Source organism: Flavobacterium sp. (assembly GCF_044361065.1).
In the GTDB taxonomy this organism is placed as follows: domain Bacteria; phylum Bacteroidota; class Bacteroidia; order Flavobacteriales; family Flavobacteriaceae; genus Flavobacterium.
Genome location: NZ_JBIKJI010000041.1, coordinates 1 through 14,005, shown reverse-complemented (window position 1 = coordinate 14,005; position 14,005 = coordinate 1). Strand labels below are relative to the sequence as shown.

At 34.0% G+C, this 14,005-nt stretch carries 9 protein-coding genes; 6 read left to right on the top strand and 3 right to left on the bottom strand.

The window, feature by feature from the left end:
- Nucleotides 1–54 precede the first annotated feature (54 nt).
- Both ACIQ11_RS04175 and ACIQ11_RS04170 read right to left on the bottom strand, forming a co-directional pair.
- A complete protein-coding gene (locus ACIQ11_RS04175; RefSeq protein WP_396153082.1) occupies nucleotides 55–2,487 on the bottom strand; it encodes a bifunctional UDP-N-acetylmuramoyl-tripeptide:D-alanyl-D-alanine ligase/alanine racemase in 2,433 nt (810 codons plus the stop codon).
- 44 nt (nucleotides 2,488–2,531) lie between these two features.
- Nucleotides 2,532–3,122, bottom strand: coding sequence for a thymidine kinase (locus tag ACIQ11_RS04170; protein WP_353079095.1), 591 nt, complete (start codon nucleotides 3,120–3,122; stop codon nucleotides 2,532–2,534).
- A 179-nt stretch (nucleotides 3,123–3,301) separates the two neighbouring features.
- On the opposite strand from ACIQ11_RS04170, the gene ACIQ11_RS04165 reads away from it, so the two are divergent.
- The 5 genes from ACIQ11_RS04165 (at nucleotide 3,302) to ACIQ11_RS04145 (ending at nucleotide 8,648) form a co-directional block, all read left to right on the top strand.
- Nucleotides 3,302–4,282 carry a hypothetical protein gene (locus tag ACIQ11_RS04165; protein ID WP_396153080.1) on the top strand — a complete coding sequence of 327 codons (981 nt, stop codon included), beginning with the start codon at nucleotides 3,302–3,304 and terminating at the stop codon, nucleotides 4,280–4,282.
- An 86-nt stretch (nucleotides 4,283–4,368) separates the two neighbouring features.
- On the top strand, nucleotides 4,369–5,046 hold the full coding sequence (gene rsmI, locus ACIQ11_RS04160) for a 16S rRNA (cytidine(1402)-2'-O)-methyltransferase (protein WP_396153078.1): 678 nt from the start codon (nucleotides 4,369–4,371) through the stop codon (nucleotides 5,044–5,046).
- An 11-nt stretch (nucleotides 5,047–5,057) separates the two neighbouring features.
- On the top strand, nucleotides 5,058–5,372 hold the full coding sequence (locus ACIQ11_RS04155) for a HopJ type III effector protein (protein WP_396153076.1): 315 nt from the start codon (nucleotides 5,058–5,060) through the stop codon (nucleotides 5,370–5,372).
- A 172-nt stretch (nucleotides 5,373–5,544) separates the two neighbouring features.
- Nucleotides 5,545–7,251: a single-stranded-DNA-specific exonuclease RecJ gene (gene recJ / locus ACIQ11_RS04150; RefSeq protein ID WP_396153074.1), complete on the top strand. Its 1,707-nt coding sequence runs from the start codon at nucleotides 5,545–5,547 to the stop codon at nucleotides 7,249–7,251.
- A 155-nt stretch (nucleotides 7,252–7,406) separates the two neighbouring features.
- Nucleotides 7,407–8,648: an MFS transporter gene (locus tag ACIQ11_RS04145; protein WP_396153072.1), complete on the top strand. Its 1,242-nt coding sequence runs from the start codon at nucleotides 7,407–7,409 to the stop codon at nucleotides 8,646–8,648.
- A 130-nt stretch (nucleotides 8,649–8,778) separates the two neighbouring features.
- Here the strand turns inward: ACIQ11_RS04145 and ACIQ11_RS04140 are convergent, their stop codons facing one another.
- On the bottom strand, nucleotides 8,779–9,534 hold the full coding sequence (locus ACIQ11_RS04140; protein ID WP_396153084.1) for a UDP-2,3-diacylglucosamine diphosphatase: 756 nt from the start codon (nucleotides 9,532–9,534) through the stop codon (nucleotides 8,779–8,781).
- A gap of 162 nt (nucleotides 9,535–9,696) precedes the next feature.
- Between ACIQ11_RS04140 and ACIQ11_RS04135 the strand changes: the two genes are divergently transcribed.
- On the top strand, nucleotides 9,697–14,005 hold a 4,309-nt coding region (locus ACIQ11_RS04135; RefSeq protein ID WP_396153070.1), incomplete at its 3' end, for a choice-of-anchor J domain-containing protein.

The window sequence follows — 14,005 nt, the reverse complement described above, 5'->3', positions numbered from 1 at the left end:
TCATATATGTTACATTTGGTTACACGAAGTTATGTAAAAAAATAAAAAATAGATTTAATTTTTATAGAAAATTCTTTTTACACGCTGCGAAATACTGGTTAAAATTTCATACGGAATGGTGTCGCAAACGCTTGCTATTTCTTGTACGTGCGGGTTTTCACCAAAAATTATTACTTCATCGCGTTCTTCACACGGAATAGAAGTGACATCAACCATAAGCATATCCATACAAATATTTCCTAAAATGGTGGCTTTTTGGTTGTGAATGAGTACATATCCTTTTTCATTTCCCCAAGCACGTCTAATTCCATCTGCATATCCAATAGGAATTGTTGCAATTCGCATTTCTTTTTGAACTACAAATTTTCTACTATAACCAATGCTTTCGTTTTCGTTAACAATTCTTATTTGCGAAATAATACTTTTTAAAACACTCACATTTTCCAACGAAATTTGCTCTTCTTCCGAATTACCTACGCCATAAATTCCAATACCCAAACGGACCATTTCAAATTGATATTCTGGAAAATTAAAAATTCCGGAAGTATTTAGAATATGCCGTATAGGTTGAATTTGCAAAGTAGTAGAAATTTCTGTAGCAATGGCTTCAAATTGCTCAATTTGTTGCAAGGTAAACGCTTTAAAATCAAAATTATCTGATGCGGCTAAATGCGAAAAAATACTGGTAACTTTCACAAAATTATTGTGTTGTAATAACGTAATTAATTCAGAAACTTCCGATTTTTCAAAACCTAAACGATGCATTCCGGTATCAATTTTTAAATGAATAGGATATCCGTTGAGGTTTTTTTCTTTTGCCAATTCAATAAAGGAAGTAATTCCAGAAAGAGAATACATTTCGGGTTCCAATTGATAAGCTATCATAGCTTTATAACTACTAATTTCAGGATTTAATACCATTATTGGTGTAGTTATTCCTGCTTTCCGCAATGCAATTCCTTCATCGGCGAAAGCCACACCCAAATAGCCAACTTTTAAATGTTCCAGCTGTTTGGCAATTTCATAGCCGCCATTTCCATAACCAAACGCTTTTACCATTACCATAATTTTGGTATTTTGGTGAAGTTTTTGTTTGTAAAAATTATAATTTGTAGTTAGAGCATCTAAATTAATTTCTAAAACCGTTTCGTGATTTTTTTCTTCTAATAAAACTACAATTTCATCAAAATTAAAACTTCTGGCACCTTTAATTAAAATGGTTTCGTTTTTAAACGAATCGGTATTAAATTGTTGTAAAAATGACTTTGTGTTTGCAAACGAAATTACATTTGGCACATCTTGAAAATACTTTCCAATGGTTTCTCCGATGGTTATAATTTGTGCAATATTATTTTGTTGTAATAATTTGATTACATTACTATAAAGTTCATTTAAATTTAAGCCGCTTTGAAAAATATCCGATAAAATGATGGTTTTTTTCTGATGTAGTTTTTGCTGATCTAAAAAATCCAGTGCAATTTTTAACGATTGATAATCGCTTGAAAAACTGTCATCAATTAACAAACAATTATTAATTCCTTTTTTGGCTTGAAGTCGAATTTCTATATTATATAATTTTGAAATTCTTTCTTTAATGTTCGAAATAGATACTTTTAAATACAGTAATGTACAAATACAAGTTATCGCATTTTCAATAGAAATTGCATCTGCAAAAGGAAGCGAAACAGTAAATACTTCTTTTTCAAACTGAATCTCTAAGTTGGTTTTCAGGTTGTTTTTTAGTATCGATTGAATAAAAACGGTTGCTTTATTATCTTCAAAACTCCAAGTAAAGGTAGGAATGGTAATGTGTTTTTCTATCCAATCGTTTTTTTCTAAAATTAATATTTCAGCTTTAGAAAACAACTGACATTTTTCGATTATTTTTTCTTCAACTGTAGTAAAACCTTCCTGATGTGCGTTTCCTAAATGGGTAAAAATTCCAATATTCGGCTGAATAATTTCTGCTAAATGTTGCATTTCTCCTTTTAAAGAAATTCCGGCTTCAAAAATGCCTAAAGTGTGATTTTCGTTGATTCCAAAAATAGATAGCGGTACACCAACTTGCGAATTAAAGCTTTTAGGGCTTCTAACAACAGCATAATCTGGACTTAAAAGAAAATTCAACCATTCTTTTACAATTGTTTTTCCATTACTTCCTGTAATTCCGATAGTTTCTATTTGAAATTGATTTTTATATGCTTTTGCTAAATTTTGTAAAGCGATTATGGTGTTTTCTACGATACAAAAATGAGCTTTGCCATTTACAGATTCAGGAATGTTTTCTACAACAAAATGTTGTACCCCTTTTTCAATTAAACTTTCTATAAAAATATGCGCATCATTATTTTGTCCTCTCAAACAAAAAAATAAAGTAGCACTTCCGTTTTGCAAACTACGACTATCAATAGAAACGTTCTCAAATTCAATCTTAGAATTAGAGAAGTTAATATTTGCTTCGTGTAATATGTTAGATTTTACTACCATTTTTATGAATTTGTTAGTGCAAATTGCTAATATTCGAATTGAATTTACTTTTCTTTTTCTTCACGCATTGCTTTATAATAAGCGGCTCTACTTAAAGGCTCGTATTCTTCAGTTTCGCCCAGCATTACTAATTTTTTATCATCTGATTTTCTAAAACTATAATTAGCTAAATTACCAGTTCTGGTGCACACTGCGTGAACTTTTGTAACGTATTCTGCAGTTGCCATAAGTGCAGGCATTGGTCCAAAAGGATTGCCTTTAAAATCCATATCCAAACCGGCTACAATTACTCTAATGCCACTATTGGCTAAATCATTGCAAATTGTAATTATTTCATCATCAAAAAACTGGGCTTCATCAATACCTACAACATCACAACCTTGGGCTAAAATTCTAATATTTTCTGCAGCTGGAACTGGTGTAGAACGAATTTCGTTTTTATTGTGCGACACCACCATTTCATCATCATATCGAGTATCTACAGCAGGTTTAAAAATCTCCACTTTTTGTTTGGCAAATTGTGCGCGTTTTAATCGTCTAATTAATTCTTCTGTTTTGCCTGAAAACATAGAGCCACAGATAACTTCTATCCAACCAAATTGTTCTTCCTGATTTACCGTATTTTCTAAAAACATTTTTAATCTAAATTAATTAACTTCAAGATAAAGGTATAAAAATATGTGTACATCTATGTTGAAAAAAAATTGTAAAAATACTTTCTACAAGAATTTATACACATAATTTCTTTTACCTTTGTAATTATAACAAAAATATAAAAATCAACGCTATAAAAGTTCAACACAAACAAAAAGTTATGAAGAAAAAAATTGAAGGCGAATTAATTAGCATAGCGCACCGTTTATTAAAGCTTAAAAGTCATACAGAAACCATTCAATTACTTGAGGAAGTAAAAAAATTGTATGAGCAATTAGCGCTTTTAAAATTTTATGAAGCGAATACGGCTTTGGTAAATGAAGAATTTTCTGAAGAATTGTTTGAAGAAAAAGTAGCGAAAATTGTAGTTGGAACTATTGAGGTTGAAGACGAAGAAGAAATTCATATTGAAATGGCTTCAAAAGAGCATATTGCACAAATTGAAGAAGAACTTTTTGAAAAAAATGATATTTCTCACGAACTTTTTCCTTCAAGCGATATTGTAGAAATTGAAAAAGAAGAAATTATTTCTGAAAATATTGAGGAAGAAACACTTGAAGAAGAATTACTTGAAGAAAAATCAGTTCAAGAAAAAGCGCCAGAACAAGTAAATGAAACTCAAATAAAGAAGAAAAAAACGACTTCAAATCCTGAAATTATTGGTACAAAAGTGACCAAACAAATTTCAATGGAGGACATTTTAGTACACGATTATCAAGATACGTTTTTTGAGAAAAAAGAAGCTACAGATGATGCAATTTCTGATAGTTCTGAACCTATAACAGAAGATGAAATTATTGAAGAGATAAATGATGAGGTAAGTAGTGAAGTTGAGCCAGTTTCAGAAACAACTCCAGAAGTTGAAATTGAAATAGTGTCGGAAACTAAAGAAGAAATTCCAGTTGTAAACGGAAAAGCGATAGTTTTAGGATTGAATGATAAAATTGCTTTTGAGAAAAATTTATTTGCTGGAAACGGCGATGATTTAAACAGAGTATTATCTCAATTAAATACTTTTACAAATTGGGAAGAAGCAAAATCTTTTGTGTTAGATTTTGTAAAACCAGATTATAATAATTGGGAAAATAAAGAAGAATTTGAAGTACGATTTTTAGAAATTGTGGAAAATAAATTTAAATAAATAGTGCTTTATTAAACACAGATTACACAGATTCACACAAAATAATCAGTGAAAATTTGTGTAATCTGTGTTTTAAATTGTTTTAAATGAGTAAATTATACATAGTTCCTACGCCAATTGGCAATTTAGACGATATGACGTTTCGTGCCATTCGCGTGCTCAAAGAAGCTGATTTAATATTAGCCGAAGACACACGTACCAGCGGAAAATTGCTAAAGCATTTTGAAATTACTACGCATATGCACAGTCATCATATGCACAACGAACACAAAACGGTAGAAAATGTAATTGCTCGAATAAAAAGCGGCGAAACGATTGCATTAATTTCCGACGCAGGAACACCAGCCATTTCTGACCCCGGATTTTTGTTAACACGCGCTTGTGTAGAAAACGGAATTGAAGTAGATTGTTTACCTGGAGCGACAGCTTTTGTACCTGCTTTGGTGAATAGTGGTTTGCCGAATGATAAATTCGTTTTCGAAGGTTTTTTACCCGATAAAAAAGGCAGACAAACACGTTATTTGGTTTTAGCCGAAGAAACCAGAACTATGATTTTATACGTTTCTCCACATAAATTAAACAAAACGTTAACCGAATTTATTCAGTATTTTGGTGCAGATAGACCCATTTCTGTTTCCAGAGAAATTTCAAAATTACACGAAGAAACCATACGAGGAACAGCCGAAGAAGTCCTAAAACACTTTGAAGCAAAACCGGCAAAAGGGGAGATTGTGGTTTGTGTTGGGGGAAAGAGTTTAAAATAGTTAGTTAAAAAATGAAAAATCTACTCAACAAAAAATCTTTCCCAGAAACCATTGCTTTAATTGATGAAAAGTATACTTTCACACCAACAGGTTTCAAAAATGGAAATCAATTAAACAATGCTGGTGAAAATAATGGTTCGTGTAAAATTTTTGCTTTTGCTCAAATGCAGCAGTTGAGTAAAGAAGAAACGTTATCGTTATTCGGTGATTTCTATCAAGATGTTTTAAACTCACCAGACGCCACCGACCATCAAAATATTAGAAACTTTATGATTTTCGGTTGGAATGGCATTCATTTTGAAGGCGAAGCGTTACAGGCAAAGTAAAAAGTAAATCTTAGCGAATTAAACTATTTTTTGCCACGGATTATATGATTTGCACGGATTTAATCCTTATAATCTGAGAAATCAGTGGCTGAAATTAAAAATATTTATATATTTGTTAATCAATACTAAAAGCCAAAAATCGTAAATCACAAACCGTAAATCCAAAATCACTATGCGTTGGAATCTAAAATCAAAGCCAGAAAAAGAAAAAGTACAAGCCTTACAAAACACCCTTCAAGTCGATGAAATCATCGCTACTTTATTAGTTCAAAGAGGAATAGAAACCTTTGAACAAGCCAAAACATTTTTCCGTCCCACTTTAGAAGATTTGCACAATCCGTATCTAATGAAAGATATGGACAAAGCGGTTTCTCGTATCGAAAAAGCTATTGCCAATAACGAAAATATCTTAGTTTTTGGAGATTATGATGTTGATGGAACAACAGCTGTTTCTTTAGTTTCGAGTTATTTACGAAGTTTTTATCCGAATGTTGCGACATATATTCCAGACCGATATAACGAAGGTTACGGCATTTCCTATCTCGGAATTGATTATGCCGAAGACAATGATGTTTCCTTAATAATCGCACTCGATTGTGGGATAAAATCGATTGACCACGTGAATTATGCGAAAGCAAAAAACATCGATTTCATCATTTGCGACCATCACCGACCTGGCGATATTTTACCAGATGCCATTGCAGTTTTAGATCCAAAACGCGAAGATTGTTCCTATCCGTATGACGAATTATGTGGTTGTGGTGTAGGATTTAAATTGATTCAAGCGTTAGCCGAAAACAGAAACCAAACCATTCAAGATTTACTTCCTTATTTAGATTTGGTTGCTACAGCTATTGCTGCTGATATTGTTCCAATTACGGGTGAAAATCGAGTGTTGGCGAAATTTGGATTAGAAGTCATAAATACCAATCCGAGACCAGGAATTAAAGCCTTAATTCAAAATGTAAAGAAAAAAGTCTTAACCATTACCGATGTGGTTTTTATCGTAGCGCCAAGAATCAACGCTGCAGGAAGAGTGAAACACGGAAACGAAGCCGTAGCACTTTTAACCGAATACAATTTAGAACAAGCGGAACAATTTGCTTCTGAAATTGAGCAACATAATTCAGACAGAAAAGAATTAGACAAACAAATTACCAAAGAAGCGTTACTTCAAATCGAAGAAAATAACGAACAAAACCGATTTTCAACGGTTGTTTATCAAGAAAATTGGCACAAAGGCGTAATTGGAATTGTGGCTTCTCGATTGGTTGAAAAGTATTATCGTCCAACGATTGTATTTACAAAAAGTGGCGATAAATTAGCTGCTTCGGCTCGCTCGGTAAAAGATTTTGACGTGTACAATGCGTTAGAAGCGTGTGCCGAACATTTGGAACAATTTGGTGGCCATATGTATGCTGCGGGAATGACGTTGAAAGAAGAAAATTACGAAAATTTCAAAAATGCGTTTGAAAATGAAGTTAAAAAAACCATTCATCCCGATTTATTAATTCCAGAAATTTCTGTAGATTTAGAAATGAATTTTTCGGATCTTGATGAAAAATTTATGCGTATTCTAAAACAATTTGAACCCTTCGGTCCAGAAAATATGACACCTGTTTTTTTATCTAAAAAAGTAATCGATTCGGGTTATGCTAAAACATTAGGTAACGATGCGGAACATTTAAAAGCCTTCGTGAAACAAAATAATTCGCCAAATTTCAACGCCATTGGTTTTGGACTTGGAGATAAAATAGATGTTGTAAAAAACAGAAATCCGTTTGAAGCCGTTTATGTTTTAGAAGAAAACGAATGGAACGGAACGGTTAGTTTACAATTGCAATTGCGTGATGTAAGAGTAAATAAAAGTAAAAAGTAGCAAAGTTGCATAGTAACAAAGTTAAAAATGAAAAGAACTAATTAAAAGTAAAAAGCAACAAAGTAAAAAGTTAAAAGAATCAAGTAAAATAACCTTTAAATATCAAAATCTTTGCGACCTTTGCGAGAATCTTTGCGACTTTGCGGTAAAAAAATATGACAAAAAAAGACCCATTTTCAGCCTTACGAATTCCAGAATTTCGTTGGTTTATACTTATGCGATTAGCTATTGTGTTGGCTTGGTCAATGCAATTTGTCTTAATAGAATGGGAAGTATATCGAATTACCAAAGACCCTTGGTCATTAGGATTAATTGGGCTTATGGAAGTAATTCCAGCTATAATTATGGCGCTGTTTGCCGGTCACATTGTAGACCAATCCGAAAAAAGAAATATGTTGCTCAAATGTTTTGCAGGAACAGCAACAATAAGTATTTTATTTTGTTATTTGGTTCATCCTGAAACCGCAAAAAACATTGGAAAACAACCCTTTTTATATGCCATTTATGCCTTAGTTTTTTTAGGCGGAATCATTCGTGCATTTATCATTCCTTCTGTTTTTAGTTTGTTAGGATTAATTGTGCCAAAAACACAATTTACCAATGCGGCTACTTGGAGCAGTTCGTCTTGGCAAGTTTCTGCCGTAATTGGACCTGCTTTAGCTGGATTTTTAATTGGCGGAATTGGCGTTTTCAACTCTATGATTTTCGTGACAATTTCTATTTTTTTAGGAATTTTTATGTTGTTGCAAATTAGTAAAAAACCCATTTTAAATAAAAAAATTGGTGAACCCATTTCAGAAAGTTTAAAAGCCGGAATTAGATTTGTATTTCAAAATAAAATTATTTTAAGCGCACTTTCGTTAGATATGTTTGCGGTTTTATTTGGCGGTGCCGTAGCCTTATTGCCCATTTTTGCACAAGATATTTTACAAGTAGGTTCAGAAGGTTTCGGAATTTTACGAGCCGCACCAGCCATTGGTGGATTACTAACTATGCTGGCTTCTACGATGTTTTCTATCGAAAAAAATACAGGTAAAAAATTATTGTTAGCCGTTTTCGGATTTGGAATTTGTATCATAGTTTTCGGATTATCTCAAAACTTTTGGATTTCGGTAATTGCATTATTTTTAAGTGGTGTTACCGATGGATTTTCCGTTGTTATTCGTTCTACAATTCTTCAAATTTATACGCCCGATGATATGCGCGGAAGAGTTTCATCCGTAAATTCCATTTTTGTGGGTTCTTCAAACGAATTAGGAGCCTTTGAAAGCGGACTAACCTCTAAATTATTCGGAGTGGTAAACGCCGTAGTTTTTGGTGGTATAATGACGTTATTTGTAGCAGGAACTACCGCAATTGCTTCACCAAAATTCAGAGATTTACAAATAGAAAAGTAATTTTTCGGGCGTTACCACAAGGGTCGGGCTGTACGCTATATCTTTTTATTTTGCCTTGCTTTAGGGCAGTCAAAATAAAAAGGATGCCGCTTCCATCCCTAACGCAAATTCGTTTTCAAAACCACTTTTGTTATTCGTATTTTTTCAGTTCAAATGTTTCACCATCAAAAACGCCGTAGGTAAAATAGCCAATCCAATCACCTAAGTTGATGTATTTTGACTGTTCGTTTAAAGTAATTTCCATAGGTAAATGGCGGTGTCCAAAAACAAAAAAGTCATAATGCTTTGTATCTAATTTACGTTTGCAATATTGAACCAACCATTCATTTTCTTCACCTAAAAATTTCACGTCTTCCGCGCCAGAAATAAGCTTGTTTTTAACCGATAAGTATTGCGCAAATTTCACGCCAATATCGGGATGCAACCAACGAAACAACCATTTTGAAAACGGATTCGTAAACACTTTTTTCATTCGTTTGTAACCCATATCGCCAGGACCTTTTCCGTCGCCGTGACCTATTAAAAAGGTTTTTCCGTGAAAGGTAAATTCCTTATTATCGTGATAAACAGGAATATTGAGTTCTTTTTCAAAATAATCGCCCATCCATAAATCGTGGTTTCCAACAAAAAAGTAAATTGGAATTCCTGCGTCTCTCAGTTCAGCTAATTTTCCTAAAACACGAACAAAACCTTTAGGAACAACAGTTTTATATTCGAACCAAAAATCAAATAAATCGCCTAATAAAAAAATGGCATCAGCGTCTTTTTTTACTTCGTCTAGCCAAGCTACAAATTTTTGTTCTCTAGGAAAACTCATTTCTGAAGTTGGCGCACCAAAATGTTGGTCGGAAGCAAAATATATTTTTTTCGAATTCAAAATATTTATTTTTTACAAAATTAGCAAAAATTAACACACAAAAATCAGCTTTTTAACGATAAAAAGTTATATTTCGTCGAATAAATATTATATTTAATTAAAATTTGACTTGTAAGTTAGAAATATTGTTAACTTTGAAAATTAATAAAACCTTAAATTTACATTAAAATAATGAAAAAACTTCTACTTTTTTTCATCACATTCTATACGTTAACCTGCTATGCTCAATTTCCTGAGAATTTTGAAAATGCAGCAATACTTAATAATGACACTCCTCCAGCAGCAGGTTGGCGATCATTCAATAACGGGATCGGTGCTAACGTCTGGATTAAAACAACAAGTTTCACGCCAAGAGGTACAGCCAGCGCAAGAATTAGTCGTCAAACAGTTTCGCCGCCTGATCCTAATTTTGCAAATTCACTTCATTGGTTGGTTTCTCCAATAGTTACCGTACCTGCTAATGGGCAAGTTAGATTTTATACAAAAAAGGCATCTCCTAGCGTAGATTACAATGGAGAATTAGAAATAAGAATATCAACTTTATCTCAAACAGATCCAACAACATTTTCACCAATTCTGGGTGCAAGATGGAATGAATCACAAATTAGTACTTCTTGGGAGCAAAAATTTGTGTTGTTAACAGCTTACGTAGGGCAGCCTGTTTACATTGCTTTTGTGAAAAAAAATGCTTCAGGTGACACATGGTTAGTTGATGACATAAAAGTAGACTCTCAGTGTTTAACTCCTACTGCATTAACAGCTGCACCTTTTGCAACATCAGCAACATTATCATGGGATAGTCCAAACGTGGCAGGTCCATGGCAAATTGAATATGGTCCTGTTGGATTTTTACAAGGAACAACAGATGGAACAATAGTAAATGTTACTTCAAATCCTTATAATTTAACAGGTTTAACTCCAATGACTGGTTACACGTATTATGTAAGGACGATGTGTGACACGGATAATCCAAGTCCGTGGTCCAATAGTTTTCCTATTACCACAACACCTTCGCCACCAGTTTGTGGAGGGAATTATATAGATGAGGGAGGACCAACAGCTAGTTATCCTAACAACGAAAACAGACCCATAACTATTTTTCCAGCGGCTACTGGAGAAGTGGTTACAGTAACTTTTACTTCTTTTGATACTCAAGCAACTTTTGATGCTTTATATGTTTATGATGGTCCAAGTACCGCTTCACCATTAATTTCAAGTGGTAATCCTGCCGGAACTGTTCCAGGTGGATTAGCTGGAGGATATTGGGGAACAGCTATTCCTGGCCCTTTTACTTCATCGCATCCAAGCGGCGCATTAACTTTTGTTTTCAGAAGTAACGGCACAACAAATAGACCTGGATGGATTTCAAATGTAACTTGTAGTACTTGTCCACCACCATTGAGTGTAAATCTAGTTACTGCAACAAGTAATTCTCTTCAAGTTTCTTGGACCAACTTAGCTCCATTATCTACAAGTTATGAAGTAATACATTTGCCAACAGGTTCACCAGCTCCAACAGCAACTACTACAGGGCAAGTTACTACTTCAAATCCACATACCATTACAGGATTAAATTCAAATACTACCTATGATGTGTATGTGAGACCTATATGTAATAGTACTTCAACAACAGGTGTTTGGTCTATAAAAGGGACGTTTACTACTTCTCCTAATTATTGTGCTGGAGATATTTTATTTGATTCAGGAGGAGCGACAGGTAACTATTCGAATAATGAAAATAGAACCTTTACGATTTGTCCTCCAAATCCTGGAGATGTTGTAACTGTCTATTTTAATTCATTTAACATAAGTGATGATAATTTAAAAATATATGACGGAAACTCCATTGCAGCACCTTTATTAGGTAATTTTACGGGGTTTGTTATATTACCTTCTTTAGCTGCCTCAAACACAAATACATCAGGCTGTTTAACATTTGTTTTTACGTCTAATGCAAATGGTACTGCTCAGGGATGGGATGCTAATGTTGTTTGTGGGCCAGCATGTCCAACTATAAATGCAATATTAGATACAGCAAATTCCACACCACTTGTTAATGGAAAAATGAATGTATGTAAAAATCAAAACGTACAATTTGCAGGAACGGCAACCGCACTTAGCGGAGGAACAAACATAAGTATTGCGGGAGCAACTTACAAATGGACCTTTGATGATGGAGTTGTTTTGAATGGTCAAAATGTTATAAGACAATTTACAACTTCAGGTGTTATTGAGGTCAATCTAATAGTAACATTGCCAGGTGGTTGCAGAAGTGTTAACAAAATTCGACAGATAATTAACGTATCAACCGATCCAGTTTTTTCACAAACAATATCAGATAATGAAATCTGTACTGACCAAACTAGTGTGCTTTCAGTTGCACATACTATGGTCTCTGCAAGTCAAGTTTGTGTGCCAAGTGTTACTGGAATAACAAGATTTTTACCTGATAGAGTTGCTGGTTCACCACCAGTAGAAAGTGTTTCAGAAATTACTATTCAAGAATGCTATACAGGAAGAACAATTACTGCTGCAAGTGACATTGAAAGCATTTGTATGAATATTGAGCATTCTTTCTTGAGCGACCTTACCATAGAACTTATAGCCCCAAATGGAGTAAGTGTGTTTTTGTCTGATAGAACAGGTGGATCTGCAAATTTAGGAATACCTTGGGCTACTGCAACTGTAGATGGACAAAGTAATATATTAACCCCTGGAATAGGTTATGATTATTGCTTTAATTCTAGTGGAGCTACAACTATGGCAGGAAGTACTCCTCCTACCATTGCCTTTCCAAGTGGAAACGGTCCGGGAACATACAATGATACAAGTATAAGAGAAAGTGTTTTACCAAGTACAAATATTTATAGACCTCAAGGAAATTTTGCTGCATTTATAGGTTCACCTATAGAAGGGACGTGGAAGTTAAGAATTATTGATTACGTGGGCTCAGATAACGGCTATCTTTTCGCATGGAACATGAGATTTTCGAGTTCTATATTAACAACTAACAATCAATTTACACCAACATTTGTAAGTGGTACTTGGTCACCCAACCCAGATATCATTACCCCATTGAATAATCCTCAGATTACAGTTCGACCTACAACATCAGGGACAAAATGTTATACATATAATTTAACTAATAATTTTGGATGTACGTACACACAACAAGTTTGTATTAATGTAATTCAAGGTGTAACACTAACAACTAATACAGCACTTCCAGTTTCTGTTTTTGTAGGACAAAACGGAACGTATTATTTTTCAGGTGGAACTCCAAACGCAGTAGTAACCTATAATGTAAATGGTGGCGCCAATCAACAAATTATTTTAGATGGATCCGGAAATGCAACTGTTACGGTACCAAATTTATTGGTAAACACAACTGTTACCGCAACATTAATTGCTCAACAACCAATACCTACCTCTGGAAATGTTATTTTGACCACTTTAGGATTAAATCCTACAAACTCACACGGGCCTATTGCATTAGAAGGTACTGCTGCAACCACTACAAACTGTACTACAGTTGATTTTAATAACGATACAATATCATTAAAGTTAGCACATCAACTTCCTGTAGGGACCGTTATTACTGTTAGTCTTGCAAAGACCGGAACTAACAGTAATGGAAGTGTTCAAATTACAGACGGTACTAACACAACTACCTTTAATTCAGGCCCGTTAAATGTATTGCAATATGTTTCATTTACAATGGGCCGTGTTACCGACATTATAACTATTTCACGTAATGCAGGAAGTGTATTTGTAGATGGAATTGCGTATACCTTTAATATTACTGGTTGTGACGCTACCGTAAACTTACCTGCTACTGTTACTGTAACCCCACCACCATTCCCTTTTATTACAAGTATTACACACGCATCAAATATTTGCTCTGGATCAAATGCTGTTTTTAATGTACGAGGTTCTTTAAATACTACGGTTACTTATTCTATAAATGGTGCCAGTACACAAACCATCTTATTAGATGGAACAGGTCAAGGAACAATTACAGTCGTTGCTCCATCTACTGATGTAAATCTACTAGTATCTCAAATTCAATTAGGGACCAATATTAACAATACTATTTCATTACCGAGAATAATAATTGTTAATCCATTGGGTCAGGTGGATCCAATATCACCTCAAACATTATGTCAAGGCGCTTCTACAAATGCCGTTGTTTTTACAACGTCAAATACTACGGGTACTACAACTTACACTTGGACTAATAATAATCCTGCAATTGGTTTAGCAGCTGCAAGCGCTGGAAATGTTACGGGCATTCCAAGTTTTTTAGCAACTAATACTACAACGGCACCAATAACTGGAACTATTACAGTTACCCCAACCTACACAAGCGGAGGTGTATCTTGTGTTGGAGCTACACAAACATTTACGATTACTGTAAATCCAAAACCTTTAATTGCGAGTGTAACGCCACCAGCTATTTGTTCGGGAGCTACATTTTCAG

Excerpts from the sequence above, each read along its gene's own strand:
- ACIQ11_RS04165 (WP_396153080.1), top strand. The coding sequence starts at position 3,302 with ATGAAGAAAAAAATTGAAGGCGAATTAATTAGCATAGCGCACCGTTTA.
- ACIQ11_RS04145 (WP_396153072.1), top strand. The coding sequence starts at position 7,407 with ATGACAAAAAAAGACCCATTTTCAGCCTTACGAATTCCAGAATTTCGT.
- ACIQ11_RS04175 (WP_396153082.1), bottom strand. The coding sequence starts at position 2,487 with ATGGTAGTAAAATCTAACATATTACACGAAGCAAATATTAACTTCTCT.
- rsmI (WP_396153078.1), top strand. The coding sequence starts at position 4,369 with ATGAGTAAATTATACATAGTTCCTACGCCAATTGGCAATTTAGACGAT.
- ACIQ11_RS04155 (WP_396153076.1), top strand. The coding sequence starts at position 5,058 with ATGAAAAATCTACTCAACAAAAAATCTTTCCCAGAAACCATTGCTTTA.
- ACIQ11_RS04170 (WP_353079095.1), bottom strand. The coding sequence starts at position 3,122 with ATGTTTTTAGAAAATACGGTAAATCAGGAAGAACAATTTGGTTGGATA.
- recJ (WP_396153074.1), top strand. The coding sequence starts at position 5,545 with ATGCGTTGGAATCTAAAATCAAAGCCAGAAAAAGAAAAAGTACAAGCC.